General features: G+C 62.8%; 20 protein-coding genes and 1 pseudogene. 12 read left to right on the forward strand and 9 right to left on the reverse strand.

The genetic code is table 11. The features are described from left to right. Positions 1–756 (forward strand): LysR family transcriptional regulator (locus tag F8R15_RS18215; RefSeq protein WP_152845530.1); only part of this gene is annotated, 756 nt, incomplete at its 5' end. A 132-nt stretch (positions 757–888) separates the two neighbouring features. Here the strand turns inward: F8R15_RS18215 and F8R15_RS18220 are convergent. The 8 genes from F8R15_RS18220 to F8R15_RS18255 form a co-directional block, all read right to left on the reverse strand. Beyond that, entirely contained in the window at positions 889–1,779 is an 891-nt protein-coding gene (locus tag F8R15_RS18220) for a 2-oxo acid dehydrogenase subunit E2 (protein ID WP_253732744.1), read from the reverse strand. Positions 1,780–1,789: 10 nt separating this feature from the next. After that, the gene (locus F8R15_RS18225; RefSeq protein ID WP_152845532.1) at positions 1,790–3,220 is read right to left on the reverse strand and encodes an NAD-dependent succinate-semialdehyde dehydrogenase; all 1,431 of its coding nucleotides are present in this window, start codon (positions 3,218–3,220) and stop codon (positions 1,790–1,792) included. A gap of 19 nt (positions 3,221–3,239) precedes the next feature. Beyond that, positions 3,240–4,598, reverse strand: a complete 1,359-nt coding sequence (locus F8R15_RS18230) for a biotin/lipoyl-containing protein (RefSeq protein WP_152845533.1) — start codon at positions 4,596–4,598, stop codon at positions 3,240–3,242. Continuing rightward, entirely contained in the window at positions 4,588–5,583 is a 996-nt protein-coding gene (locus F8R15_RS18235) for an alpha-ketoacid dehydrogenase subunit beta (RefSeq protein ID WP_152845534.1), read from the reverse strand. Before F8R15_RS18235 ends, F8R15_RS18230 begins: the two co-directional genes overlap by 11 nt. 10 nt (positions 5,584–5,593) lie before the next feature. Further along, positions 5,594–6,592: a thiamine pyrophosphate-dependent dehydrogenase E1 component subunit alpha gene (locus F8R15_RS18240; RefSeq protein WP_152845535.1), complete on the reverse strand. Its 999-nt coding sequence runs from the start codon at positions 6,590–6,592 to the stop codon at positions 5,594–5,596. Between the two features lie 77 nt (positions 6,593–6,669). Further along, positions 6,670–7,971, reverse strand: a complete 1,302-nt coding sequence (locus F8R15_RS18245) for a Xaa-Pro peptidase family protein (protein WP_078539269.1) — start codon at positions 7,969–7,971, stop codon at positions 6,670–6,672. Positions 7,972–8,060: 89 nt separating this feature from the next. After that, on the reverse strand, positions 8,061–8,864 hold the full coding sequence (locus tag F8R15_RS18250) for an SDR family NAD(P)-dependent oxidoreductase (RefSeq protein ID WP_152845536.1): 804 nt from the start codon (positions 8,862–8,864) through the stop codon (positions 8,061–8,063). A gap of 11 nt (positions 8,865–8,875) precedes the next feature. Next, complete coding sequence (locus F8R15_RS18255) at positions 8,876–10,681, reverse strand: ABC transporter substrate-binding protein (RefSeq protein WP_152845537.1); 1,806 nt, start codon at positions 10,679–10,681, stop codon at positions 8,876–8,878. Positions 10,682–10,907: 226 nt separating this feature from the next. Between F8R15_RS18255 and F8R15_RS18260 the strand changes: the two genes are divergently transcribed. From F8R15_RS18260 to F8R15_RS18310, 11 genes and pseudogenes are all read left to right on the forward strand, one after another. Further along, positions 10,908–11,858, forward strand: coding sequence for a sugar ABC transporter substrate-binding protein (locus F8R15_RS18260; RefSeq protein ID WP_083077831.1), 951 nt, complete (start codon positions 10,908–10,910; stop codon positions 11,856–11,858). 78 nt (positions 11,859–11,936) lie between these two features. Continuing rightward, entirely contained in the window at positions 11,937–12,734 is a 798-nt protein-coding gene (locus F8R15_RS18265) for an SDR family NAD(P)-dependent oxidoreductase (protein ID WP_078540379.1), read from the forward strand. Between the two features lie 129 nt (positions 12,735–12,863). Further along, positions 12,864–13,838 (forward strand): ABC transporter permease, encoded by a 975-nt coding sequence (locus tag F8R15_RS18270; protein WP_078540378.1) that lies wholly within the window; start codon positions 12,864–12,866, stop codon positions 13,836–13,838. A gap of 10 nt (positions 13,839–13,848) precedes the next feature. Next, positions 13,849–14,838, forward strand: a complete 990-nt coding sequence (locus tag F8R15_RS18275) for an ABC transporter permease (RefSeq protein ID WP_152845538.1) — start codon at positions 13,849–13,851, stop codon at positions 14,836–14,838. Beyond that, positions 14,835–16,361: a sugar ABC transporter ATP-binding protein gene (locus tag F8R15_RS18280; RefSeq protein WP_152845539.1), complete on the forward strand. Its 1,527-nt coding sequence runs from the start codon at positions 14,835–14,837 to the stop codon at positions 16,359–16,361. The genes F8R15_RS18275 and F8R15_RS18280 overlap by 4 nt, the downstream gene beginning before the upstream one ends. Beyond that, entirely contained in the window at positions 16,361–17,230 is an 870-nt protein-coding gene (locus F8R15_RS18285; RefSeq protein ID WP_152845540.1) for an NAD(P)-dependent oxidoreductase, read from the forward strand. Before F8R15_RS18280 ends, F8R15_RS18285 begins: the two co-directional genes overlap by 1 nt. Next, a complete protein-coding gene (locus F8R15_RS18290; RefSeq protein ID WP_152845541.1) occupies positions 17,227–17,949 on the forward strand; it encodes a ThuA domain-containing protein in 723 nt (240 codons plus the stop codon). The genes F8R15_RS18285 and F8R15_RS18290 overlap by 4 nt, the downstream gene beginning before the upstream one ends. Positions 17,950–18,292: 343 nt before the next feature. After that, positions 18,293–18,712 (forward strand): abortive infection family protein, encoded by a 420-nt coding sequence (locus F8R15_RS22125; protein WP_368731095.1) that lies wholly within the window; start codon positions 18,293–18,295, stop codon positions 18,710–18,712. Positions 18,713–18,750: 38 nt separating this feature from the next. Further along, positions 18,751–19,110, forward strand: a pseudogene (locus tag F8R15_RS18300) (hypothetical protein); the annotation flags it as partial. Between the two features lie 684 nt (positions 19,111–19,794). Further along, positions 19,795–20,856 (forward strand): dipeptidase, encoded by a 1,062-nt coding sequence (locus F8R15_RS18305; protein WP_152845544.1) that lies wholly within the window; start codon positions 19,795–19,797, stop codon positions 20,854–20,856. Between the two features lie 419 nt (positions 20,857–21,275). After that, positions 21,276–22,505 (forward strand): phospholipase D-like domain-containing protein, encoded by a 1,230-nt coding sequence (locus tag F8R15_RS18310; RefSeq protein ID WP_152845545.1) that lies wholly within the window; start codon positions 21,276–21,278, stop codon positions 22,503–22,505. 414 nt (positions 22,506–22,919) lie between these two features. Here F8R15_RS18310 and F8R15_RS18315 read toward each other — a convergent pair whose 3' ends face one another. Then, the gene (locus F8R15_RS18315; RefSeq protein ID WP_253732746.1) at positions 22,920–23,672 is read right to left on the reverse strand and encodes a tyrosine-type recombinase/integrase; all 753 of its coding nucleotides are present in this window, start codon (positions 23,670–23,672) and stop codon (positions 22,920–22,922) included. Positions 23,673–23,900: the final 228 nt, after the last annotated feature.

Consider the following 23,900-nt stretch of genomic DNA (forward strand, 5'->3'; position numbering starts at 1 on the left):
GGGCACCAGCTGTTCGAGCGCCGCGGTCGCCAATTGGTTTTGACTGAGGTGGGCCATATCACGCTCGACTATTCGGAGCGGATTTTCGAGGCGGGCGAAGAACTTGAAGCCACGTTGCGGCAGGCTTCGGCGGGGCGTCAAGCGGTGCGCATTGGGGCGCTCTCGACGCTTTCGCGCAACTTTCAGATCGGGTTTCTCGCACCGATCATCGGGCGTCAGGATGTTGAGATCGTGCTGCGGTCAGGCAGCGCGAACGTGCTGTTCGAGGCGCTGCAGGCGATGGCGCTCGACGTTGTTCTGACGACCGAGCCGCCCGCCCGTGACGTGTTCTCGAGCTTCATCGCGCATCGCGTCGCAGAACAGAAGGTTCTCTTGCATGGCACGCCGCACCGGCTGCGGCACGCCACGCTTGAGGAGATGCTGCGCGAGGAGCCTGTGATCCTGCCGACCGACAGTTCGATCCGGACCGGGTTCGACAGTCTGATCACGCGACTCGGGCTGCGCCCGCAAGTGGCGGCGGAAGTCGACGACATGGCCATGATCCGCCTTCTGGCCCGGGAGGATGCAGGCCTTGCGATCACGCCCGCGGTCGTTCTGGCAGACGAACTCCGTGAAGGGTTGCTCATGACTGCGCCTTTCGATCTCGATATCGGCGAGGATTTCTACGCCGTGACCCTGCAGCGCCGATTTCCGAACCCAGTGGTTGCGGACATGCTGGAGAAGGCGCGCGAGGCCGAGACGGCGAAAGCTGACTGACGCCGCAGTCCATCGACCTTTCGGCCCTTACCTAACGCCGCTCAGCGCACGCCGAGCGGTTGCCCGACGCGGCGAGGGCCACGTCACGGGCGAGACCGTCCGTGACGGCGCATTTCGTCACGGATGCGGCACTCAGATCAGCATCCGGCGCGGGTCCGCCATCAGCGTCGCGTAGCGCGCCAGGAAACGTGCCGCATCCGCCCCGTTGATGACCCGGTGGTCATAACTCAGATCGAGCGGGCAGAGCGGCACCGGCACCCATTCGCCCTCCCAGACTGGCGTGACCTGGCTGCGGGTGATGCCGAGGATCGCGACTTCGGGCGGGTTCACGATCGGGGTGAAGGCGCTGCCGCCGATCCCGCCAAGATTGGAGATCGTCATCGACGCCCCGCCCATCTCCTCGGGACGTAGCTTGCGACCCTGCGCCTTGCGCGAGAGGTCGGTGATCTCCGCCGCGATCTCCCACAGTCCCTTGCGGTCGGCATCGCGGATGACGGGCACCATCAGCCCGTTCGGCGTATCGACCGCGATCCCGACATGGACGTAATCCTTCAGCACCAGCGTCTCGCCGCTTGCGTCGAGCGAGGCGTTGAAGCGGGGAAATTCCCTCAGACAGCGCGCCAGAACCCGAACGTGGAAGGCCAGCGCCGTCAGGCGCCTGCCACGCTCGCGCGCCTCGTCGCGCAGGCCTTTGCGGAACGCCTCGACCGCGCGCATGTCGGCGCTGTCGTGATGCGTGACCTGCGGGATCAACGCATTGGCTGCGGACAGGTTGTCGGCGGCTACGCGGGCGATGCGCGACAGCGGTTCCTCGGTCACCGGCCCGTAAGCCGCATGATCGACATCCCAGTAGCGCGCAGCATCAGGCGAGGCGGTTGGTGCCGACGAGGTCGCCCCGGCTGCCTTCGCATCCACATCCTCGCGCGCCAGAGTCTCGCGTCCGGTTTCCTGTGCGAGGCGGTCGAGGTTCACACCGCGCTCGGCGGCGTAGCTGCGCACCGAGGGGCTTGCGACATAGCTCATGGCTTCCTCCTCACCAACTGGCCGAAATATATTGCGTTTCCATGAATTCGAGCATGCCCTCATGCCCACCTTCGCGGCCAAGCCCCGATTGCTTGGAGCCCCCGAAAGGCGCTGCGGGGTCGCTGACGAGGCCGCGATTGAGGCCGACCATCCCGTAATCGAGTCGCTCGCAGACGCGCATCCCGCGCGCCATGTCCTGCATGAAGACATAGCCGACCAGCCCGTATTCGGTGTCATTTGCGCGCGCGATCACGTCCTCCTCGTCGGTGAAGGTCTGGATTGCGGCGACCGGGCCGAAGATTTCGTCATGGACGCATGCGGCATTCTGCGGGACCTTGGTGAGGACGGTCGGCGGGTAGAAATAGCCCGGCCCGTTCGGGACCTTGCCACCCAGTTTCAGCTCCGCGCCGCGTTCCAACGCGTCCGTCACGAAGCTCGCCACCTTGTCGCGGGTCTTGGCGTTCACCAGCGGGCCGACATCGACACCCTTCTCGACGCCGTTGCCCACTTTCAGCGCGCCCATCGCCGCGGTCATCTTCGCGGTGAACTCCTCGGCCACCGCCTCGTGGACATAGAACCGGTTCGCGGCGGTGCAGGCCTCGCCGAGGTTGCGCATCTTGGCCAGCATCGCGCCTTCCACCGCAACGTCGATATCGGCATCCTCGAAGACGATCAGCGGCGCGTTGCCGCCCAGCTCCATCGCCGGTTTCAGTACCTGATCGGCGGCGGAGCGCAAGAGCTTCCGACCGACCCCGGTGGAGCCGGTGAAGCTGACGACCCGCACGCGCGGATCGTGCAGCATGTGGTCTACGATCTCTGCGGAGTTCTCCGACGGCAGCACGTTCACGAGGCCCTTGGGCACGCCTGCCTCTTCCAGCAGCGGCATCAGCGCGAGCATCGTCAGCGGCGTCTCGGAGGCGGGTTTGATGATGACAGGGCAGCCAGCGGCGAGCGCGGGCGCGATCTTGCGGGTGCCCATCGCGGCGGGGTAGTTCCACGGCGTCACCAGCACCGCGATGCCCGCCGGTTTGTGCTGCACCACGATCCGCGCGCCGGACGCGGGCGCGCGGGTGATCATGCCGTCTGCGCGCACAGCTTCCTCGGCGAACCAGCGGAAGAATTCGGCGGCGTAGCGGGCCTCGCCCATCGCATCGGTCCCGGCCTTGCCGTTCTCCAGCGTGATGAGATGCGCGAAGTGATCGAGCCGTTCGGTCATCAGCTCGAACGCCTTGCGCAGAATTTCCGAGCGTTCGCGGGGCGTGCGTGCGGCCCAGTCGACGAAGGCTTTCTGCGCGGCATCGAGAGCGGCATCCGCGTCTTCGATCTCAGCGGAGGCGACGGAGGCGAGCACCTCCTCGGTCGCGGGGTTGATCACATCGAAGCGGGTGCCCTTCGCGCCCGGGCGCCACGCGCCGTCGATATAGAGATCGGTCTGGTCCATGTCGGTCCGGTTCCTTGTATCAGAGGAGATGGCGCAGCGGCTTGTCCAGCCGCGCGGCAAATCCGGTTATCAGGTCGAGCGCCGCATCGGGCGCGAGTTGGCCGGGATCGGCCTCGAGCGTGAGGGTCAGCGGATCGGAGCCCGTGAGCGTGAGCACCGGCTGCGCCTCCGCGCCGAGCGAGATCCGCTGCAACGCGCTTCCGCGCAGATCGCGGATCAGCAGCGCAGGTGTGGCATCTTCCTCCGCCTCGGGGGCCTGGCCCAGCGGGTGACGGCCCGGGTCGGCGAAGCAGCGGCTGCGCCCGTGGCGCGACACCGCGACCGGGCCGGACAGCGCCGCGCCTGCCGCGAGGCCGACGAGCAGCGCGCCCGGGTCGGGGGGCTCGCCCGTCTCCGCCGCGATCCAGTCGCAGAAGGCGGCGAAGCCTTCCGCCGAGACCTCGGCACTCAGATGCAAAGCCTGCGCGGTCGGAGCCGTAGTCGCCGCGGCTTGCGGGGCGGGCAGGGTGCGCAGCGTCTCGAGATCCGAGACGTGATAGGGCTGCGCGATCCCGGCCTCGGCCAGTCGTGCAAGGTCGAGCCCTTGTTCGCGAGCCAGCCGTTTCGCCTTTGGTGAGGCAAGGATGCGGCCGCCGGGCGCGGGTGCTGCCGCGGGTTTCGCAGACGGCTTGGCCGGTTCTGGCTTCGGCGCAGCCTCCTTCTCCGGCGTGGGTTTCGTAACCGGGGCTTCTGCCTTGGCAGGCTCGGGCGCGGCCGGTTTCTGCGCATGGCTGCGGCGGACCGGGTTTGCGGGCGCCTCTGTCGAGATGATCGCGATCGGAGCGCCGACCGGCACTTCCTCGCCGGGTTCGGCGAGGATCGCGGCGAGATAACCCGAGGCACCGGCGGGCACTTCTACCGCGCTCTTGTCGGTTTCTACCTCGAAAAGGATGTCGTCGGCACCAACCGCCTCGCCCGGCTCCTTCAGCCAAGTCGTGATCTGACCGGTCTCCTGCGCCATACCGAGCGCGGGCATGATGACCTCCGCGCCTTCGGGGAGCGCATCGTCGGTCGCGGCCTCGGTGGCGGTTTCGGGCGTGGCTTCGGGGGCCGGGGCGTCTTGCGCGACATCCCCGCCAGCTTCGGCCTCCGCGGCTTCCTTGCTTTCCGCGATCACGGCGACCACCGCGCCAACCGGCACGTCATCGCCCGCCATCGCACGCAGCCCACCGAGGAAACCGTCGGCCTGCGCCTCGACCTCCATCGTGGCTTTGTCGGTTTCGACCTCCATCAGAGGGTCGCCCGCCTTCACGGCATCGCCCGGCGCTTTCAACCAGGCGACCAGCTGGCCCGATTGCTGGGCCATGCCGAGCGCGGGCATGATGACCTCATGCGGCATCGCTCACCTCCTGCCGGACCAGCCGGCGGGCCGCTTGCGCCACGCCCTCGGCCGTGGGCACGGTCAGATCCTCGAGCGCGGGCGAAAACGGCACGGGCACATCCATCGCGCCCATCCGCAGCACCGGCGCGTCAAGATGGTAGAAGGCCTTCTCGGAGATGCGTGCGGCGATCTCGCCGGTGATACCGTAGCTCTGATGGCCCTCGTCGATGACGATGGCGCGGCTGGTCTTGCGTACGCTGTCGAGGATGGTTTTCTCATCCAGCGGCACGATGGTGCGCGGGTCGATCACCTCGGCGGAGATGCCCTCGGTGGCCAGCGTTTCGGCGGCGGCTTGCGCCACCTGCACCATCGACGAGGTCGCGACCAGCGTGATGTCCTTGCCTTCGCGCAGCACGTTGGCCTCGCCGAAGGGGATGTAATACTCCTCCTCGGGCACCGGGGCCTTGTCGTTATACATCAGCTTGTCTTCGAAAATGACGACCGGACTGTTGTCGCGGATCGCGGTCTTCATCAGCCCCTTGGCCTCGTAGGCCGAAGAGGGCAGGGCGACCTTCAGCCCCGGGATATGAGCGACCAGCGCATGCAGCGACTGGCTGTGCTGCGCCGCCGAGCGTCGGGTCGCGCCGAGGTTCGTGCGCAGCACGAGCGGCACGCTCAGCTTGCCGCCCGACATGTAATGGGTCTTGGCCGCCTGATTGCAGAGCTGATCCATCACGAGGAACAGGAAGTCCCCGAACATCAGGTCGACGATGGGCCGCGATCCGGTCATCGCGGCACCCACCGCCAGCCCCATGAAACCGGGCTCGGAGATGGGAGTGTCGATGATCCGCTCGGTGCCGAATTCCTCGACGAGCCCGGAGAGGACCTTGAAGGGGGTGCCGGCTTCGGCCACGTCCTCGCCGATCAGGAAGATCGTGGGATCGCGGCGCATTTCTTCCGCGATGGCCTCGTTGACGGCCTTGGACAGGGTGATCTCGCGCATGATTTCCTCCTCAGGCGGCGTCGTTGGGGGCGTAGACATGCATGTCGACCTCGCCCACGTCGGGGTAGTCGGCGGCAAGCGCATATTCGACGGCGTCGGCGGCGTCTTTCTTCACCGCCTCGCGGATCTCCTCGAGTTCCGCGTCGCTCGCGACGCCCTCACCGACCAGCCATTTGCCGAAATTGATGATCGGGTCGCGCTGCTCCTTCCAGATCGTCTCTTCGTCCTTGGAACGGTAGTAGTCGCGGTTGATGTCGCCGACATGGTGGCCGTGATAGCGGTAGGTTTTGAGTTCGATGAAGAACGGGCCCTCGCCCTTGCGGGCACGGGCGACCAGTCGCTGCGCCAGCTCGTTCACCGCCAGCACGTCCTGACCGTCGACCTCAAAACTTTCGATCCCGAAGGCCTCGGCGCGCGCGGTCAGCGAACCTGCGGCGATTTCGTCGGTCTTGGTGTATTCGGAGTAACCGTTGTTCTCGCAGGCGTAGATGACCGGCAGCTTCCAGAGTGCGGCCATGTTCATCACCTCGTACCACAGGCCCTGCGCGGTCGCGCCGTCGCCGAAGAAGCAGACGGTGACGTCGTCGCGCCCGAGCCGCCGGGCCGAGAGCGCGGCCCCCGTGGCGATCCCCATCGAGCCGCCGACGATGGCGTTGGCGCCGAGGTTACCGTGGCTTTGGTCGGCGATATGCATCGAGCCGCCCTTGCCACGGCAATAGCCCTCGACCTTGCCCAGAAGCTCGCAGAACATCTGCTTGAACTCGGCTCCCTTGGCGACGCAATGGCCGTGGCCGCGGTGTGTCGACGTGATTTTGTCGTCGTCGGTCAGTGCCTCGCAGATGCCCACAGCCACGGCCTCCTCGCCGGAATACATGTGGGTCAGCCCCGGCATCTTGGCGGACAGGTAGAGCTGGTTGGCGTTGTCCTCGAAACTGCGGATGCGCACCATCTGGCGGTACATGCGCAGGTAGTCTTCGGTATTTGTCTTGCGCTTGGTGGCTTTGGCCATGGCGCGCTCCCCCCTTTGGCGTAGGCGTTTTGCGTAAGGTCCGGGTCCGCGCGGGATGGCGCGGGCCCGGGAGCCGGTCAGTAGCGGGCCGCGATCGGCAGGTCCTCGGCCGGGAAGAGGCTGATCACGGTGCAGCCCTTGTCGGTCACCACGACCTCCTCCTCGATCCGTGCCGCCGAATAGCCGTCCGAGGCCGGGCAATAGGTCTCGAGCGCGAAGACCATGCCGGTCTGGATCTCCATCGGATTGTCGAGCGAGACCGCCCGGCTGATGATCGGCCGTTCGTGCAGCGCCAGACCCAGACCGTGGCCGAATTGCAGGCCGAAGGCCGACAGCTCGTCGGGGAAGCCGAATTCCTCGCATTTCGGGAAAGCCTTCGCGACGACATCGGTGGTTACGCCCGGCTTGATCAGGGCGATCGCATTGTCGAGCCATTCGCGGCACCGGATATAGGCGTCGTTCTGCGAGGGCGTCGCGCGGCCGATATTGAACGTCCGGTAATAGCAGGTGCGATAGCCCTGATAGCTTTGCAGGATGTCGAAGAAGGCCTGATCGCCGGGCCGGAACAGGCGGTCGGTGAAGTTATGCGGGTGCGGATTGCAGCGCTCGCCCGAGATCGCGTTGATCGCCTCCACGTCGTCCGACCCCATCTCGTAGAGGAGTTTGTTGGACATCGCGACGATATCGTTCTCGCGGATGCCCGGCCGCAGCTCTTCGTGGATCATGTGGTAAACGCCGTCGACCATCGCGGCCGCCTGGTTGAGCAGCTGGATCTCGTCGATATTCTTGATCTCGCGGGCACCGAGCATGACCTGCTGGCCGTCCACGACGTTCAACCCGGCTTCTTTTAGCGCGAAGAACATCGCCGTTTCGGCATAGTCCACGCCAACCGGCATGTCGGCCATCCCAGCCTTCTTGATCAGCGAGGCGATTTCCTCGGCGTATTTCTTCATCAGCCCGAAGGAGGGCGGGATCGTGCCGCGCATGCCGACGACGCCTGCCAGCATCCGTTCGGGGTCGAGCCAATCGCAATATTCGCGGTGGTGCACGGCAGCCGAGCCGAAGTCCCAGACATAGGGCTCATCATCGCCCGCGAGCAGGCAGAACCGGCACATCTTGTCGCGCTCCCACTCGCCGATCTTGGTGCCGGAGATGTAGCGGATGTTGTTCACGTCGAAGAGCAGAAGCGAGCCGCAGCCCGATTTCTTCAGCGCGTCCTTGGTGCGGCTCAGACGATAGCGACGCAGACGGTCGTGATCGACGCGGCGTTCGAAATCCACGGCAGTGTGGCCCCAGGCGGGGATGTGCTTGTCCCAACGCCAGTTCGGGTCGATGTCGCCGGGTTGCAGAATGCGCGGGTTGAGGGCGGTCGTGTTCATGATGGGTCTCCCGGCGCAGCCGTGACGGCGCGCCTGTTTGGTTGAAAATGCGTAAGAGGGTCGGGGGGCGGTCCCGCCTCAGCGGGGGGTCACTGGATCACCCAGCCGCCGTCGATATGGAGCATCTGCCCGGTCATGTAGTCGCTGTCGGGACTGACGAGGAACGCGGCCGTGCCCTTGATGTCATCCGGGTAGGAGACCTTCTTGAGCGCGAGAATTTCGGCCAGATCGTCGAAAGCCTGACCTTCGCGCTCCTTGAAGCCGATCTCGACGAGATCCTTGTCGAGCTGTTCCCAAAGCGGGGTCTTCACCACGCCGGGTGCATAGCCGTTCACGGTGATGCCATGCTCCGCCAGCGCGATCGCGCCGCAATGGGTCAGCGCGAGGCAGCCATATTTCGAGGTGCAGTACACGGTCACGTCGACCAGCGGCTTACGCGACGCGACGGAGCCCACGTTGATCAGCTTGTAGGGATAGTCCTGCTTGCCCTGCGCGATCATCTGCTTCGCGGTTTCCTGCATGCCGAGCCACATCCCCTTGGTGTTGACCGTCATGATGTGATCCCAGTTGTCCTCATCGATATCCATGAAGAACCGGGGCTTGTTCAGGCCCGCATTGAAAAGACCCACATTGATCATCCCGAAGGCATCCACGGTGGCGCCAACCGCCGCCGCGTTGTCTTCGCGCTTGGTGACATCCATGCGCACCGCGATCGCTTTGCCGTTGCCGCCCTTGTTGATCCGGTCGGCGGTCTCCTGCGCTGCGTCGAGGTCGATATCGCCCAGGCAGACATTCGCGCCTTGCTGCGCGAAATATTCGGCGTTGCACGCGCCCATCCCCTGGCCTGCGCCGGTAATCAGGATGTTCTTTCCCTTCAATCGCTCGGGGTCCATGTTATTCCTCCCTAACTTGATGGTGTTCTCAGCACCCGGTCAGCGCGTTGCTGGATCTTTCCGAGTGCCTTGCGCGGGGGAATGACCCCGCGCAGCATGTCGTGGATTTCCTGTCCGCAAATTTCGATCAACTCGCAGATGCGCGGCAGCGGCGGGCGCGGCCAGAATTGCAGCTCGTCGCGCCAGGACATCGCATCCACCGCTTCGAAGATCGGCGACAGATGCTGTACTTGAGGATCGGCGCCGACCGAGTAGCGCGGCACCGTCCGGCTGCCGTTGAGCACGTAAAGCTTCTGCGCCGCGGGCGATGTGAAGGCGATCAGCGCCTCGGCGGCGGCGGCGCGCCGCTCCTCGGGCAGGTTGGCGGGGATCGCGAGCACATAGCCGCCCACCGGGGCGACAGGCTTGGCACCAAGCCCCGTCGGGTGCGGAAGATAGCCGGTCGTGTTATGGGCCGGCGAATTCGTGTCGAGTTCGAAATACGGCGCGAGCAGCGTGTAGCCATAGGCCATCGCGACCTTACCCGCCGCATAGGGGCGCACGCGTTCGTACCACGACATCGACAGGATATCGGGCGGCGAGACGCTCATCAGTTCCAGCAGGTACTCGGCGGCCGCCTCGGTCGCGGGAGTGTCGAACTGCGCTACGAAATCTTCGCGGTCCAGATGATCGGCGTCGAACCCGCCCGCAACCGGGTCGAGATTGACGACCGGCTGGCCGAAATCGGCCATCGCCATGATGAAGGTGTGCCCCAGCGCGGTGCCGCGCGCGGCGTTCCAGGCGATGCCGTAGCGGCCATGCGCGGGGTCGTGGAAATGGCGCGCGGCCTCGAGCACGAGATCGGACGTGGTCGGCGGCGTCAGCCCGGCTTCGGCGAAGAGGTCCTTGCGGTAGAACAGCAGCTCCGGCGTGGTCTGGCTGGGCACGCCATAGGGACGGCCTTCCCAATGCGCGCCACGCCAGCCCGCGGTGTGAAAATCGCTCGGATCGAGGCGTGAGATGTCCATCACCTCGTCGAGCGGCATCAGAAGACCCTTTTTCGCGAATTCTCCGATCCAGGGCAGGTCGACGGCGATGATGTCGTAATGGCTGGTCTTGCGGGCCGCGTTGCGCAGAGTCTCTTCGTGTAGCCGGTCGATCGAGAAGGCCCGCTGCGAGATCGAGGTGCCCACGATATGTTCGAACTGGCGTTTTAGGTTCTCCATCACCATGAAGGTCGGGTCGCCATGGACCAGAACGCGCAGGCCGCCCGACACCGAGATCGGCTCGGGTAGCACCGAGGGCGGGGCGATCGAATGCCCGGCGAGATAGGTGCCGCCGAAGTAGTAGTCGCGCTCGCCCCCGTCGGATTCGGCGAGATGACGGCGCGCCAGGCGACCGACGCGGTCCGACAGCTGCCCCCAGTTCGTCAGCAGTTGTGTGCTGGCATGAAGCGAAACCGTCTTGCCCGAGCGGGTGCGCGGGCGCTGTTCGATCATCCCGGCATCGACCATGTCCGACAGTTTGCGCATCGCGGTCGCATAGGGCACGCCCGAGGCGGCGACGAGCGACGAGGGCGTGACGATCTTTCCCTCCAGATGGCAGCGCACCAGATGGGTAGCCATCGCGAAATAAGGGTTCGGCGCGGAAAGCGAGAGCGTGGAATCGATCTCCTCGGCCAGCGACTCGAGCAGATCAATCATCGACAGCGCGGTGTCCTTATCCTGAACGACGGACGCGCTCGACGCCGGAGCGCCGATATGTCCATGTTGGATATTTTGCGGATCGAATTTGGTCACGCGTTCTGGTCCGAGCTGTGGTTTTGGTTGCTTCGCCATAGGGCCCTCCGAAAGATGTCCAAATCGAGGATCGTTCACCTTAACGAAAATATCCATTATGGATGACTCAATATCCGAAATGGATAAGTTGGCGGGCGAAAGCGGGGGCTGCTGTCGGAATGATCAGGTTGTGCCGCCGGTGGATTCGGGCTGCATGGCAAGAGCTCAGGAGGGGGCGACTGCCACAGTCTCACCGGCCGGACTGAAACTTCATGGGAGGATAACAATGAAAAGATCGATGAAGGCGCTCGTCGCCGGAACCACCGCAGTCGCGACGCTCGCGTTCGCTGGCGGTGCATGGGCCGAACAGATGAAGATCGGCATCACGCAGAACAACGTCGGGGTGGACAGCTATCAGACCACCTACGAGAAGGCGTTCAAGGAAGCGGCCGCGGCCAATCCCGACGTCGATGCGGTCGTGCTCGATGCGGGTGGCGACGTGGCGCGCCAGATCGCGCAGATCCAGGATCTCGTGCAGCAGAACGTGCAGGCGATCATCGTCTGGCCGACCAACGGCAAGGCCGTGGTCCCCGCGGTCAAGAAGGCGCATGACGCGGGCATCCCCGTCATCATCACCAACTCCAACATCGCCGAGCAGGGCATGCCCTTCATCGCGGCCTTCTCGGGCCCGAACAATATCGAGCAGGGCAAGGAAGCAGCGGACATGATGTGCACCGGCCTCAACGGCAAGGGCGACATCGTGCAGATCTCGGGCAAGCCGGGCTACACCACCGCGATCGAACGCCAGAAGGGCTTCGAGGACGAGCTGGCCAAAGCCTGCCCGGACGTGAAGATCATGGACACCCAGCCGGGTGACTGGAACCGCGAGAAGTCGCAGCGCGTCATGGAAGATTTCCTCGTGAAATATCCGCAGATCGACGGCGTCTATGCGGCCGACGACAACATGGGCGTCGGTGCGCTCAACGCCGCCAAGGCTGCGGGCCGTGCCAAGGACATCAAGTTCGTCGGCGCCACCAACTTCGCGGTCGGCTACGAGGCGATGAAGAAGGGCGAGTATTACGGCTCGGTCTACCAGTCGCCGATCGACGATGCGAAAAACGCGCTTCAGACCGCGATCGACGTGATCCAGGGCAAGGACGTTCCGAAGATGAACTACTTCAAGACGCCCCAGATCACCGAGAAGAACATGGACCAGTTCGAGAAGCCCGCCTTCTGATCTCTCCTCCCCGCGGGCATGGGCGCAGGCGACGGGCCGGCCCATGCCCAACTTATTGCAGGCAAAATGGAGATTTTAATGGGACGCGTATCTGGACGGGTCTGTCTCGTGACGGGCGCTGCGCGCGGAATTGGACGCGCAATTGCCGAGGCGCTGTTGGAAGAGGGGGCGGATGTCTGTTTCGCCGATCTCAACGGCGAACGGGTCGCTGAACTTGCCGCGGAGAACGCGGCGCGGGCAGAGGCCGCAGGCGGCCGGGCGATGTCGGCGCAGGTCGATGTGACCAAGCGCGATCAGGTGCGCGCGATGATGGAACAGGTGGCTGAACAGTTTGGCCGAGTTGACGTGGTGTTCAACAATGCCGGGGTGAACCGGCCGATGAACTTCCTCGATGTGACCGAGGAAAACTGGCATTTCATCATGGATATCAATGCGCTCGGCACGTTGATCGGGATGCAGGAAGCGGCCCGGCAGATGATCGCGCAGGGTGGAGGCGGCAAGATCGTCAACACCGCCTCGATCGCGAGCCGTCAGGGCTTCGACAATGTCGCGCCCTATTGTGCCTCGAAATGGGCGGTTGTCTCGCTCACGCAATCGGGTGCGCGCGATCTCGCGAAGCACGATATTACGGTGACAGGTTTTGCTCCGGGCGTGGTGGCGACCGAGATGTGGGAAGAGGTCGATCGCGACCTGATGGAAATCGGTGCGGCGAAGATGCCGGGGCAGGCGATGGAGGAATTCGCCTCTGGCATCCTGCGCGGACGCGTGGCGCGCCCCGTCGACATCACCGGAACGACAACGTTCCTCGCCTCGCCCGATAGCGACTACATGACGGGACAGATCGTGATGATCGACGGTGGGATGACCTTGGTCTGACCCGCCGTCAGCGGCAGCGAGGAGGCTGCCCGACGGGAGGAGAAAATGGCGAATTTTCATGTGGAGAAGCCGGTCGCCTCGCGCGGCCAGCAAACTGCGCGCGTGGCGCGTGACATCAGGGGGGGTGGAATGAACCGAGACAGGTGGAAAACGATCGCGAGCGTTCTGGCGCGACAGGGCATTCTGGTGGCCTTCGCGCTGTTCCTGATCGGGTTTTCGATCTTTTCGGACCGGTTCCTGTCGCCTGAGAACATCCTCTCTGTGATGCGTTCATCCGCGATCATCGGGGTGATGGCGCTCGGCGTGACGGTGGTGGTGATCGGAGGCAATCTCGATCTGTCCGTGGGTTCGATGCTGTCCTTCTCGACGGTTCTGGTGGTCGATCTGCATGACAAGATCGGCCCGGCCCCGGCCATTGGCGTGATGCTTGTGGCAACATTGGCACTGGGGGCGGTGAACGGCCTTCTGGTCGGTGTCGCACGGCTCAATTCCCTGATCGTGACGCTCGGGATGCTTTCGGCGATTCAGGGGCTTACGCTGATCTATTCGGGCGGCAAGAACGTCGATATCGTCAATCAGGACCAGACCTGGTTCAAGATTTTCGGGCGTGGCACCATCGCGGATATTCCGACGCCCATCGTGATCTTCGCGGTCGGCGCGATCTTGTTGCACCTGATGATGGCCTATACGCCCTTCGGGCGACGCATCTACGCCACGGGCGGCAATGCGACGGCGGCGGTGTTCTCCGGCGTGCGGCGCTCCCGCGTGGTGTTCCTGACCTATCTGATCTCGGCCTCCGGTGTCGCAATTGCCGCGATCATCCTCGGCAGCCGGGTCATGGGCTCGCAGAACAATGTCGGCCAAGGCTACGAGCTGCAGGTGCTGGCCGGGGTGATCCTTGGCGGGACCTCGCTGCTGGGCGGTGCGGGCACGATCTGGAAGACGGTGATCGGCGTGCTGATCCTCGGCTTCATCCAGAACGGCCTGCTGCTGATGGGCTTCGAATATTACGTGCAGTGGCTGGTGACCTGGGTGGTGATCATCCTCGCCGTCTGGCTCGACATCGCGGCCAAGCGTGGCCGGCTGCTTTCCCCGATCGCCTGAGGAGGAGACAATGGCGGATACCGTTATCAAATCGCCCGTGCGTTGGCTCGCTGCCAACCCGATCTGGGGCTTCATCGTTCTGATCTTCGTGTTCTTCAGCTTCGCGAACCCCTACTTCTTCGCGCTGCAGAACTTCCAGAACATCCTCGTGCAGACCTCGACCATCGGGTTGATCGCGCTCGGCATGACGCTGGTGATGATCAACGGCAATATCGACCTGAGCGTCGGTGCGGTCGTGGCGCTCGCGGCCAGCCTCTGCGTCGATATCCAGGGCTGGGAGATGTTTGCGGACTGGGGCAACTGGGCGATTGCGCCAGGCGTGATCGCGGCGCTGATTGCAGGAACGGCGCTTGGCGCGCTCAATGGCTTCATCGTCTGGAAGACGGGGGTCGATGCCTTCATCGTCACGCTGGGCGCGATGCTCGGCGTGCGTGGCCTCGTCTTCGTCTACACCAAGGAGCAGTCCTTCTTCGCGATGAATTTCGCCTTCTCGGACTTCGGCTCGAGCAACATGGGCCCGTTGCCGACATTGGCGGTGTTGTTCCTCGTTTGCACGGCGGCGGTGTATTTCCTGCTCGCGAGGACGGTTCATGGCCGGAATACCTATGCGGTGGGCGGTAACCGCTCGGCTGCGGTGAATGCCGGGATCCGGGTCGGGCCGCATATGCTGATCAACTTCATGATCGTGGGCTTCTTCGCGGCGCTCGCGGGGGTGACGCTATCGAGCCAGATGGGCGCTGCGACCCCGAACCTCGGCACCAATTACGAGCTTTGGGTGATCACCTCGGTCGTTCTTGGCGGCACCAAGCTTAATGGCGGGGCAGGGACGATCCTTGGCACGCTGGGCGGGGTTCTCGCGATCGGCATCCTGCGCAACGGGATGAACCTGATGCAGGTGCCCGCTTTCTACGTGCTGGTGATCCTCGGGACGATCCTGATCGCCGTGCTGCTTCTCGACAAGCAGCTGAACCGCAAGGGCAAAGAGGAGCTTCGGGTATGAGCGACGTTGCTGCAACCAAAATCCCCGCGCTGCAACTCAAGGGAATCGTCAAGACCTTCCCCGGTGTGCGCGCGCTCGACGACGTGACATTCGACGTCCGCGCGGGCGAGGTCCACGCGCTTCTGGGCGAGAACGGCGCGGGCAAGTCGACCCTGATGAAGGTGCTCGCCGGGATGTATCAGCCCGACGAGGGCACGATCGAGATCGAGGGCACCCCGGTCACGATGCGCACACCCCTCGAGGCGAAACGACGCGGCGTGGTGCTGATCCACCAGGAGCTGTCGCTGGCCGAGGAGATGACGGTCGCCGAGAACATCTACCTTGGCGAACTGCCCCGCCGGAGCCTTGGCCGGGTCGACTGGAAGACGCTCTTCGCCAAGTCGGAGGAAATCCTCAAACGGCTCAATTGCGGCTTCGGCCCGAAGGACCGGGTCGGCGCACTCTCCATCGCCAACCAGCAGATGGTCGAGATCGCCCGCGCGCTGACGGTGGATGCGAAGGTCGTGATTTTCGACGAACCGACCGCCTCGCTGACCGATGCCGAGAAGGTGGTGCTGTTCGAGATCATCAACGACCTGAAAGCGCGCGGCGTGGGCATCGTCTACATTTCGCACCGGATGGACGAGATCTTCACGCTGGCCGACAGGATCTCGGTGCTGCGCGACGGTGGCTATCGCGGCACGCTGGTTGCGGGCGACACCACCGAGGACGAGGTGATTCAACTGATGATCGGGCGCTCGCTCGACCTGTCGCGCCGTCAGCATGCCGAGGTGAAGACCGGTGAGGTCGCCCTGAAGGTCGAGGGGCTAAGCTGCGGTAAGCTGTTTCAGGACGTCAGCTTCGAGCTGCGCGAGGGCGAGGTGCTGGGCTTCTACGGTCTTGTCGGCGCCGGGCGCACCGAGATTGCCGAGACGCTGTTCGGCCTGCGCCGTCCCACCGCCGGCACGATCGAGATCGACGGCAAGGAAACCGCGATCCACTCGCCCGCCGATGCGATCGCGAAGGGTATCTCGCTGGTGCCCGAAAGCCGCAAGGAACAGGGGCTGGTGCTCGGCATGAACTGCCGCGACAACATCACCCTGCCGCAGGTCGGCGATCTGACCTCGGGGCCCTTCGTCTCGGACGGGGCGGAGATCGCGATCTTCGACCAGTATCGCGACACGCTGAAGATCAAGACGCCCAGCTGGCGGCAGGCGGTCGGCAACCTCTCTGGCGGCAACCAGCAGAAGATCGTGATCGGGAAGTGGCTGGCGATGCATCCGCGCATCCTGATCGTGGACGAGCCGACGCGCGGCATCGACGTGGGCTCGAAATCCGAGATTCACGACCTGATCCGCGAACTCGCGCGCTCGGGTTACGCGGTGATCGTGATTTCGTCGGAAATGCCCGAAGTGCTGCATGTCTCGGACCGCATCCTCGCGATGTATCATGGTCGGGTGATCCGCCGCTTCACCGCCGAGGAGGTGACGGAGGACAGCCTCGTCGCCGCGATTTCGGGGATCGAGCAAGAACAGGTGGCGTGATGCGGATCGGTTTTGCAGGTTTAGGGCGCATGGGCGCCCCGATGGCGCGCAACCTGATCGCCGCGGGGCATCAGGTGAGTGTCTGGAACCGCTCGCCCGAGCGTGCCGAGGCCTTTGCGCTCGAAACCGGGGCAGGGGTAGCCGCCACGCCGCGTGCCTTGGCCGAGGGGGCGGAGGTCGTCGTCACGATGCTGGCCGATGATGCGGCATCTTCTGCCGTGCATCTTGGTGAGGACGGTCTCTTCGCCGCTTCCGGCCCGCTGACGCTTCTGGAGATGGGCACGTTGAGCCCCGATCACATCGCCGATCTTGCGGGCAAGGCGCCTGCGGGCTGGCAGGTGATCGACGCGCCGGTCTCCGGCTCCACCGCGGCGGCAGAGGGCGCGAGCCTGATGATCATGGCGGGCTGCTCCGAAGAGCAGGCAGCGCCACTGCGCCCCGCGCTCGATGCGATGGGCAAGACGCTGATCTGTCTGGGCAATGTGGGCGACGGCGCGGTGATGAAGCTCGCGGTGAACATGCTGATCCACAGCCTCAACCAGACCCTGGCCGAGGCGCTGAGCCTAACCGACGCAGCAGGCATCGACACAAGCACGGCCTTTGCCGCGATCGAAGCCTCGGCCGCCGCCGCGCCGATGCTGAGCTACCGCAAGCCGCTCTATCTCGACGAGGCGGCCCATCCCGTCAGTTTCACCGTGGCGCTTGCGCGCAAGGATATGGAGGTCACGCAGGCGCTGGCCGCGCAGCTTGGCGTCGGGCTGCCGCAGGGCGATGTCGTGCTGGAGCGTCTGCGCGCTGCCGAGACGGCGGGCCGAGGCGCGCGCGACATGGCCTCGATGGTCGATTTTACGCGAAAGGATAAATCATGAAAGCTGTTCTCTTCGTTGGTGGCTGGGAAGGCCACGCGCCGACCGATTTTGCCGACTGGTGCCGCGACCTTCTGGAGGCCGACGGATTCGAAGTGGTCGTGTATGACACGCTCGCCCCGCTCGCAGAGCCCGAAAAGATGGCCGATTGCGACCTGATCGTGCCGATCTGGTCCTCGGCCCGCTCCGCACACCAGCCTGAATTCGGAAACATGACCAAGGCCGAGGAAGACGGGCTTCTGAAACTGGTTGCCGACGGCTGCGGCTTGGCCGGTTGGCACGGCCATATGGGCGATGCGTTCCGCGACCGTCCCACCTATCACTTCCTGATCGGCGGCCAGTTCGTGGCGCACCCGCCGGGCTGGCCCGACAACCTCGTGCCCTCGGACGATTACGTCGATTACGACGTCACGATCTGTCGCCCCGCTGATCCGATCGTAAAAGGCATCCGCAGTTTCCGTCTGAAGTCCGAGCAATATTATATGCTTACCGATCCGTCGAACGAGGTTCTCGCGACCACGACCTTCTCCGGCGATCACCTGTGGTGGATCGAAGGCACGGTGATCCCGGTCGTCTGGAAGCGGCGTTGGGACAAGGGATGCATCTTCTATTGCTCGATTGGCCACACGCTCGACGATCTGCGGGTCGATCAGGTGACCGAGATCATCCGGCGCGGGATGCGGTGGGCGGCGCGGGGGCGCTCGCTCGAGGGTGCCCGATAAAGACGGCAGTCAGGTGCGAAAACATCAATTTACTGATGCAAGCCGATGCGGTTTTGCGGTCACTGTATCAGTTGCTCTCACCGACATATCTCGAAAACGACGAGGGTCGAGCGTCGTCGTTCCAGTCCGAGGTGATCGGGTTTGGCACGGTGAGCCTTGACCTGGATCTCGCACTCGCAAGCGCGGCCACCGATCGCGAGGATGCTGTCAACGCCGGGCCTGGCGAGGTCGAACATGTGTGTCGTTCAATACTCGTTTTAGATTGGGTGAGGCATTTCCCTCCAATAAGGAAGTGCATTTGCTCTGTAGCGCCTAAGCGCCCTGAATAGACCCGCGTGGCTTGTTGCCGGACCGCTCAGATGTCGATCCCTTAATCGCCAATGATGTTTGGCAGGTTCTTTCTGGGCTGGCAAAGATTACGGGCGGAGGAGAGGTCCTTCGGACGCATGGCGGTGATGCCCATGGTCGAGAAAAGGGCATTGCGCCTGTTCATGCGCGGAGTGTCAGCTCGTTAGTTCATATGGCGAGCATCCCTGCGCTCTTCTTAGGCTCGGGGCTCATTAAGTGGCCTGCGCCGCCGTTGGCGGCATGTTTCCGGCCTCCCCGACTAAGACGGGACGATGAGAAATCTCTTCTGGCTGACCGACGAACAGATCGCGCAACTTCAGCCATTTTTTTTGAGGTTCGCTACTCCCAAGTCGTTGGACAGGATTTGGTGGAAATCAAGCTGCTTGTTGTCCCTGCTGACCGGGTTGTTTGTTAGCATTGCTCTGCCAATCGGCCTACACAAGTGGTTGCTGGATCCGGTTCTTCATGTTCACCGCCCAAATCATTGACGACACCGGCGCGGCAGCTCTTCTGGTTCGCCTGTCCCCGGATCGACGCTATGACGCCGACTGGTTTCGTGAAGCTTCGCGGAGCGAAAGGGGCGGGGGCTGCATTGCGGACCTCAAGTCGCGCAAGGTCGCCGGAAAATATGACAAGCGGTGCTACAAACGCCGAAACCGGGTCGAGATCATGTTCGGTAGGTTTGAGGACCGGGTTCGACCGTTCTCTCGATCCAGTGCCGATCATGATCTCACCGTAGTGATCCGCTAAGATAGATGTCCGAAGGTGTTCCTCTCCGCTATAGCGCTCGCCGCGACTGCCCTGTTCTGGTGATGCATCCTGAGCATAGGATGTGACCTGAGCCCATAGTCGGAAGCGCTTGAATCGGATTTGTTCGCGCCAATGGCGCGTCGTTTTCGTGTTCGTTTGAATCGCCCGTGAGTTCTCGGCGTAGGGTCTCTCGTTTGCCCATCGCTGCCGTTCGTCCAAGACGCAGCGAATGGCTTCTTTCCGCCCTTCCTCCCAGGTGACCGTGCAGGCGCAGCATAGATTGAGCGCGTGCGGCGAACGGCCGGAAGGTCCGCACACCGGTCCTTCAGTCTGATGAAATGCTGCGCGATGCACGAACGTCCGGTTTGGTGAAGCCGCGCTGCGGCGCTGACGTCTGCCTAGAATGTCCGGTAGGGGCCGATTACCGAAGTGCCGAAAAACGTTCGAACTTACTCTCACAAACTTGTAGCTCTGAGAATGATCATACCCGTGTTAAGTGCGCCGGATGAAGAGCTTTCGCGACAAGATGCTTGAGGTGCGACCCGGATCGCGAAGCGTGAGTCAGAGTTTTTTACAGCGATTCAAATTGCTTACGCCTCCTTATGAATACTGAACTGGCCTGCTACGCCCGATAGGCTCATCAAGGGGGCCTCCACGTGCCGATCTTTGCAGTCTCCGTGCCGCAACCGATCACACCCGCGAACTTCTGAATGCGTTCGCAGACTAAATGAAAGAGGATGAGATCATATGAGCGCCCCGGTTCCGGTTTTCGACGGCCATAACGACTTCCTTCTGCGCCTGCTGCGCACCCCGGAAGCCCGCGAGACAACTTGGCTAAGCGATACCGGAGAGGGCCATCTCGACCTGCCGCGAATGCGTGCGGGTGGTTTCGCTGGCGGGTTCTTCGCGGTCTACATTCCGTCGCCGGTCACCCATGACGATCCCGATTTGGACGCGATCATGCGAAATCCGCCCTTTTCGCTGCCCTTGCCGGAGGAAATTCCGCTCGAGGACGCACTGCCCGTCGCGATGAAGATGGTCGGCCACCTTATGTGGATGGAGCGTGAGGGGAATCTGAAAATCTGTCACTCTGTCGCGGATATCCGCAACGCGATGGCCGCAAACAAGATTGCCGCGATCTTGCACTTCGAAGGTGCCGAGGCGATCGGGTCCGATCTTGATCTGCTGCATGTCTGGCACGCGATGGGGCTACGCTCACTCGGACCAGTCTGGTCACGCCCGACGGCTTTCGGCAACGGTGTGCCCTTTGCTTATCCGTCCTCGCCCGATACCGGGAACGGGCTGACCGCGGCAGGCAAACGGCTGGTGGCGGAATGCAATCAGCTGAAGATAATGATCGACCTCAGCCACCTGAACGAGAAAGGCTTTGACGACGTCGCGGCGCTTTCCGATGCGCCCTTGGTCGCCACCCATTCCAACGCGCATGCGCTCTGTCCTTCGCCGCGCAATCTCACGGACCGACAGCTTTCGATGATCCGAGAGAGCGACGGCCTTGTCGGGCTCAACTACGGGCTGGGATTTCTGCGCCAGGACGGCAGGGGAGAACCTTTCGCCGGGTTCGACCCGATGCTTCGTCACCTCGATCACCTGATTGAGACATTGGGCGAGAGCCGGGTCGGGCTCGGTTCGGATTTCGACGGAGTGGCTATTCCGCCCGATCTCGGTGATGTGGCAGGGCTCCCGCGCCTGATCGAGGCGATGCGTGCCCATGGCTATGATGCGCCGCTGATCGAGAGGCTTGCACATGGTAACTGGCTGGCGCTGCTCGAGAGGACTTGGGGCGGCTGATAGCATCGAAGCTCGCACATACGCAAGTGCCGCTCGCCCGCCGGACAGTCACTCAACTATCGCTTTCGGCTCTCTTCTAACCTCGCGGACAAAGGGCGGTGACCCGACTTTCGCCGCGATAGGGATGAATGGCCGCTTCGGGGCCGGTAGGCGAATGTCCGGTCTGTAGTCGGGTTGCGAGGATAGCTGACGCTCACGTCGGGTCGGCTGCCGACCAACTATCGCCATTATTAGGCAGCGCCAGGAAGGTCCGGTTAACGCGAATACCGGTCACGTGTCGCGCCTCGCCCCTGATCGCTGGTGCCTTGGTTGAAAGGCTCGCCAGTGACAGGTGGATGACGGGCCGTGGATATTGCCACGGCCTTATTTCTTTTTTTGCGCCAAGACATTAAATCTTCAACTGAATTCACGGGGGAAGCATGGCGCACACGCAATCAATCCAACTTCTGCTCAATGACGACAGCACGGACCACCGAACGGACATTGGAGCGCTGTTCAAGAATGCGCGGCGTTTCGAATGCATGGTCGCATTCGCAAAAATGTCAGGCTGGAAGGAAATGAAAGCGCCACTGAAAAAGGCGTTGTCTAAAGGTATGGCGGCGCGGCTCGCAATCGGCCTGAATTTTTATCACACTGATCCTGCGCTACTTCGTGCCCTCTTCGGGTTGAGCAAGAAGCACAACCTCGAATTATACCTCAGTAATTCCCAGAGTACGTTTCATCCGAAAATTTATGCATTCGAGTCCGGCGATGGATGCAAGATCGCTGTCGGATCGGCGAACTTCACGCAAGGCGGACTGCTCGAAAATTATGAAGCGTCGGTTCTGATCGATGATGAGAGCGGCGCGATGATGGAAAAGATCACCGGTCACTTCAATGACTTGATCGACAATTATGAGATTCTGCTGGCGACGAAGTCGCTGATTGATGGTTATGCAAAGGATCATGCGATCAACGCTGCATGGGCGCGTTTTGCAAGGCGTCGCGCCACGCGCGCTGTTGATTCCGGCGAAGCGTCACTCGATGTCCTGGCCGCCTTCCTGCGAATGATGCAGGAAGGTGAGGCATCATCGCCGTTCAATGCTCAGATGAAAGTCAGGCGGGACAATCTTGCGGTTGCGCCGACACAGCTTCGTTCCATCGCGGCGTGGAAGGGGAAAACAGCGCATGGCTTCCTGACCGAATATGAGCATCTGATCGGGTCATTCCATTCGGGCGGCCTCGACCGCGCAAAGACGCGCATTACTGACAAGCGCGAGGATTTTGTCCGCGCGGTGGCATCAATCATCGATCACGCTGATTTGTCGCCGCGTGATGCGTTCGCCACTCTCCATGCGGCGTTTGCAGACATCAAAGGTGCTGGGATCAATCTCCTTACTGAGATTTTGCACACGCTGGACAACACACGTTTTGCGGTAATGAATCAAAATGCGGTCGCGGGCCTGCGTCTCGCTGGCTACGATGAATTTCCGCTTCACCCATTGAAGGGAAGCGTGAGCCCCGACAAGTATCAACTTTATTGCGATCACGCGGACGCCGTGCGCAAGGCGCTCGGCCTTCGCGATTTCACCGAACTCGATGCACTATTTAACTACATTTATTGGCATGAGGATCGGCCCGCTGACGATCGAGGCGATGACGAGGACTGATCGACTGCCGTTCTCCCCTGGCATAATTGGACACCTCCGGTAGCGGCGGCGAACGACCGACTAAGGGGCGCGAAGTGGCCGCTGGCTTGGAGGTGCCTGATAGGCAGCTCTGGGCTGCAAGCGAGAGTGTGCTTGGCAAAGGTCGTCGGCCATGATCGCCGCGCCGCCCCATAACTCTCTGCCCGAGGGCATGCGCCGCTCGAAGTTAAGTGAAGGGGGCGCTGCGCTTGTAAAAGCGCTCGTCGGATGAGTCACCCAGTCACAATCCGTCTTACAAGGACCGCTTCCGGATCACTCACTTTCATTGACAGGACTGGAGAAAGTTACTCGTTCACAAAAATTGACGCTATTCGAGCGCCGCGTGTCGTTGAGTTGTCTTTTCGATCAGTACGGGCTGCAAATTGTAGGCAGCTTTTAAATCGTAATCTGAGTTAGCAGGGTGGCGATAAAGTCGATCCCGCCGCCGTCGCAATAGCGCTCGCGATCGAGGGAGTGCCCCATCATGTCGCGCCTGATCCGCTCATCGATCCCGGCGCGCAGCATCCGATCCTCAAATGAGTGCCTGAGCGAATACATGACGTGCTTGGGCGTCTCGAGAAGGCCATTCTCCTCGAGGAACTTATTGACCGTGGCCGAGAGGGTGGCACTGTTCTCGCGATAGCGCGGGAAGCCCTGCTTGGCCTCACAGAAGGCCTCGAGGCTGATGCCGGTCAGCGGGATCGTGCGCTCGCTATGGAAGTTCTTGAGCGCGCGCCACGGTTCGGGGCGGATGATGATATGGGGCGTCTTGGCCTCGAGCACGATCGTGTTCTCATCGAGCCCGGCCCCTTCGCTTGGCCGGTAGCCAGTGTTGATCATGCCCAGGAGGATCAGGCGGGCGTCGGTGTTGAGCCCATCGAGAGCGCCGGGGGCGAGCAGGCGCTCCGTGATCCATTTGTCGGAGAAGGGCGGGCGCGTGTTCGGCTTTGTTGTCGATCGCAGCCGCGTGCCGCTCTTGTCGTATTGCAGCTTGATGCCCTTGGCGCGGGCGACCTCGACCCACATGGCATTCAGATAGGTCATAGACTTGTTGGCGGTATCGGCGGCGATTTCCTTGGTTAAGACGCGCTCCATGAGCTTGCTGCGCAGCTCGAATAGATCGCCGGTGGTGATTTCGCCGAGCGGCAAATGTGATCCAGAATGTGAACCTAGATGTGAACCTAAAATTGGCTGGAGGGCTGATCATAGGCTCTGGAAATCCCGGTTTGTCGTGCAAAAACAATTCACTAGATCATGCCATGACTTTAGATAATGGCGGACTTCCGCTCCGCCACAATCCCCCAGTATTCGCCAATAATACCCGCTTTGCGCAGGCCGCGCGTGATCTCTTTTCGGTCATGTCCGCGCAGTCTCGTA

The organism is Thioclava sp. JE_KL1, from assembly GCF_009296265.1.
GTDB lineage: Bacteria > Pseudomonadota > Alphaproteobacteria > Rhodobacterales > Rhodobacteraceae > Thioclava.

Coding starts and splice junctions, on each gene's coding strand:
- F8R15_RS18270 (WP_078540378.1), top strand. CDS start 12,864: ATGAACCGAGACAGGTGGAAAACGATCGCGAGCGTTCTGGCGCGACAG.
- F8R15_RS18310 (WP_152845545.1), top strand. CDS start 21,276: ATGGCGCACACGCAATCAATCCAACTTCTGCTCAATGACGACAGCACG.
- F8R15_RS18265 (WP_078540379.1), top strand. CDS start 11,937: ATGGGACGCGTATCTGGACGGGTCTGTCTCGTGACGGGCGCTGCGCGC.
- F8R15_RS18250 (WP_152845536.1), bottom strand. CDS start 8,864: ATGGACCCCGAGCGATTGAAGGGAAAGAACATCCTGATTACCGGCGCA.
- F8R15_RS18290 (WP_152845541.1), top strand. CDS start 17,227: ATGAAAGCTGTTCTCTTCGTTGGTGGCTGGGAAGGCCACGCGCCGACC.
- F8R15_RS18305 (WP_152845544.1), top strand. CDS start 19,795: ATGAGCGCCCCGGTTCCGGTTTTCGACGGCCATAACGACTTCCTTCTG.
- F8R15_RS18230 (WP_152845533.1), bottom strand. CDS start 4,598: ATGCCGCATGAGGTCATCATGCCCGCGCTCGGCATGGCCCAGCAATCG.
- F8R15_RS18220 (WP_253732744.1), bottom strand. CDS start 1,779: ATGAGCTATGTCGCAAGCCCCTCGGTGCGCAGCTACGCCGCCGAGCGC.
- F8R15_RS18255 (WP_152845537.1), bottom strand. CDS start 10,681: ATGGCGAAGCAACCAAAACCACAGCTCGGACCAGAACGCGTGACCAAA.
- F8R15_RS18240 (WP_152845535.1), bottom strand. CDS start 6,592: ATGGCCAAAGCCACCAAGCGCAAGACAAATACCGAAGACTACCTGCGC.
- F8R15_RS18235 (WP_152845534.1), bottom strand. CDS start 5,583: ATGCGCGAGATCACCCTGTCCAAGGCCGTCAACGAGGCCATCGCGGAA.
- F8R15_RS18225 (WP_152845532.1), bottom strand. CDS start 3,220: ATGGACCAGACCGATCTCTATATCGACGGCGCGTGGCGCCCGGGCGCG.
- F8R15_RS18260 (WP_083077831.1), top strand. CDS start 10,908: ATGAAAAGATCGATGAAGGCGCTCGTCGCCGGAACCACCGCAGTCGCG.
- F8R15_RS18275 (WP_152845538.1), top strand. CDS start 13,849: ATGGCGGATACCGTTATCAAATCGCCCGTGCGTTGGCTCGCTGCCAAC.
- F8R15_RS18280 (WP_152845539.1), top strand. CDS start 14,835: ATGAGCGACGTTGCTGCAACCAAAATCCCCGCGCTGCAACTCAAGGGA.
- F8R15_RS18285 (WP_152845540.1), top strand. CDS start 16,361: ATGCGGATCGGTTTTGCAGGTTTAGGGCGCATGGGCGCCCCGATGGCG.
- F8R15_RS18245 (WP_078539269.1), bottom strand. CDS start 7,971: ATGAACACGACCGCCCTCAACCCGCGCATTCTGCAACCCGGCGACATC.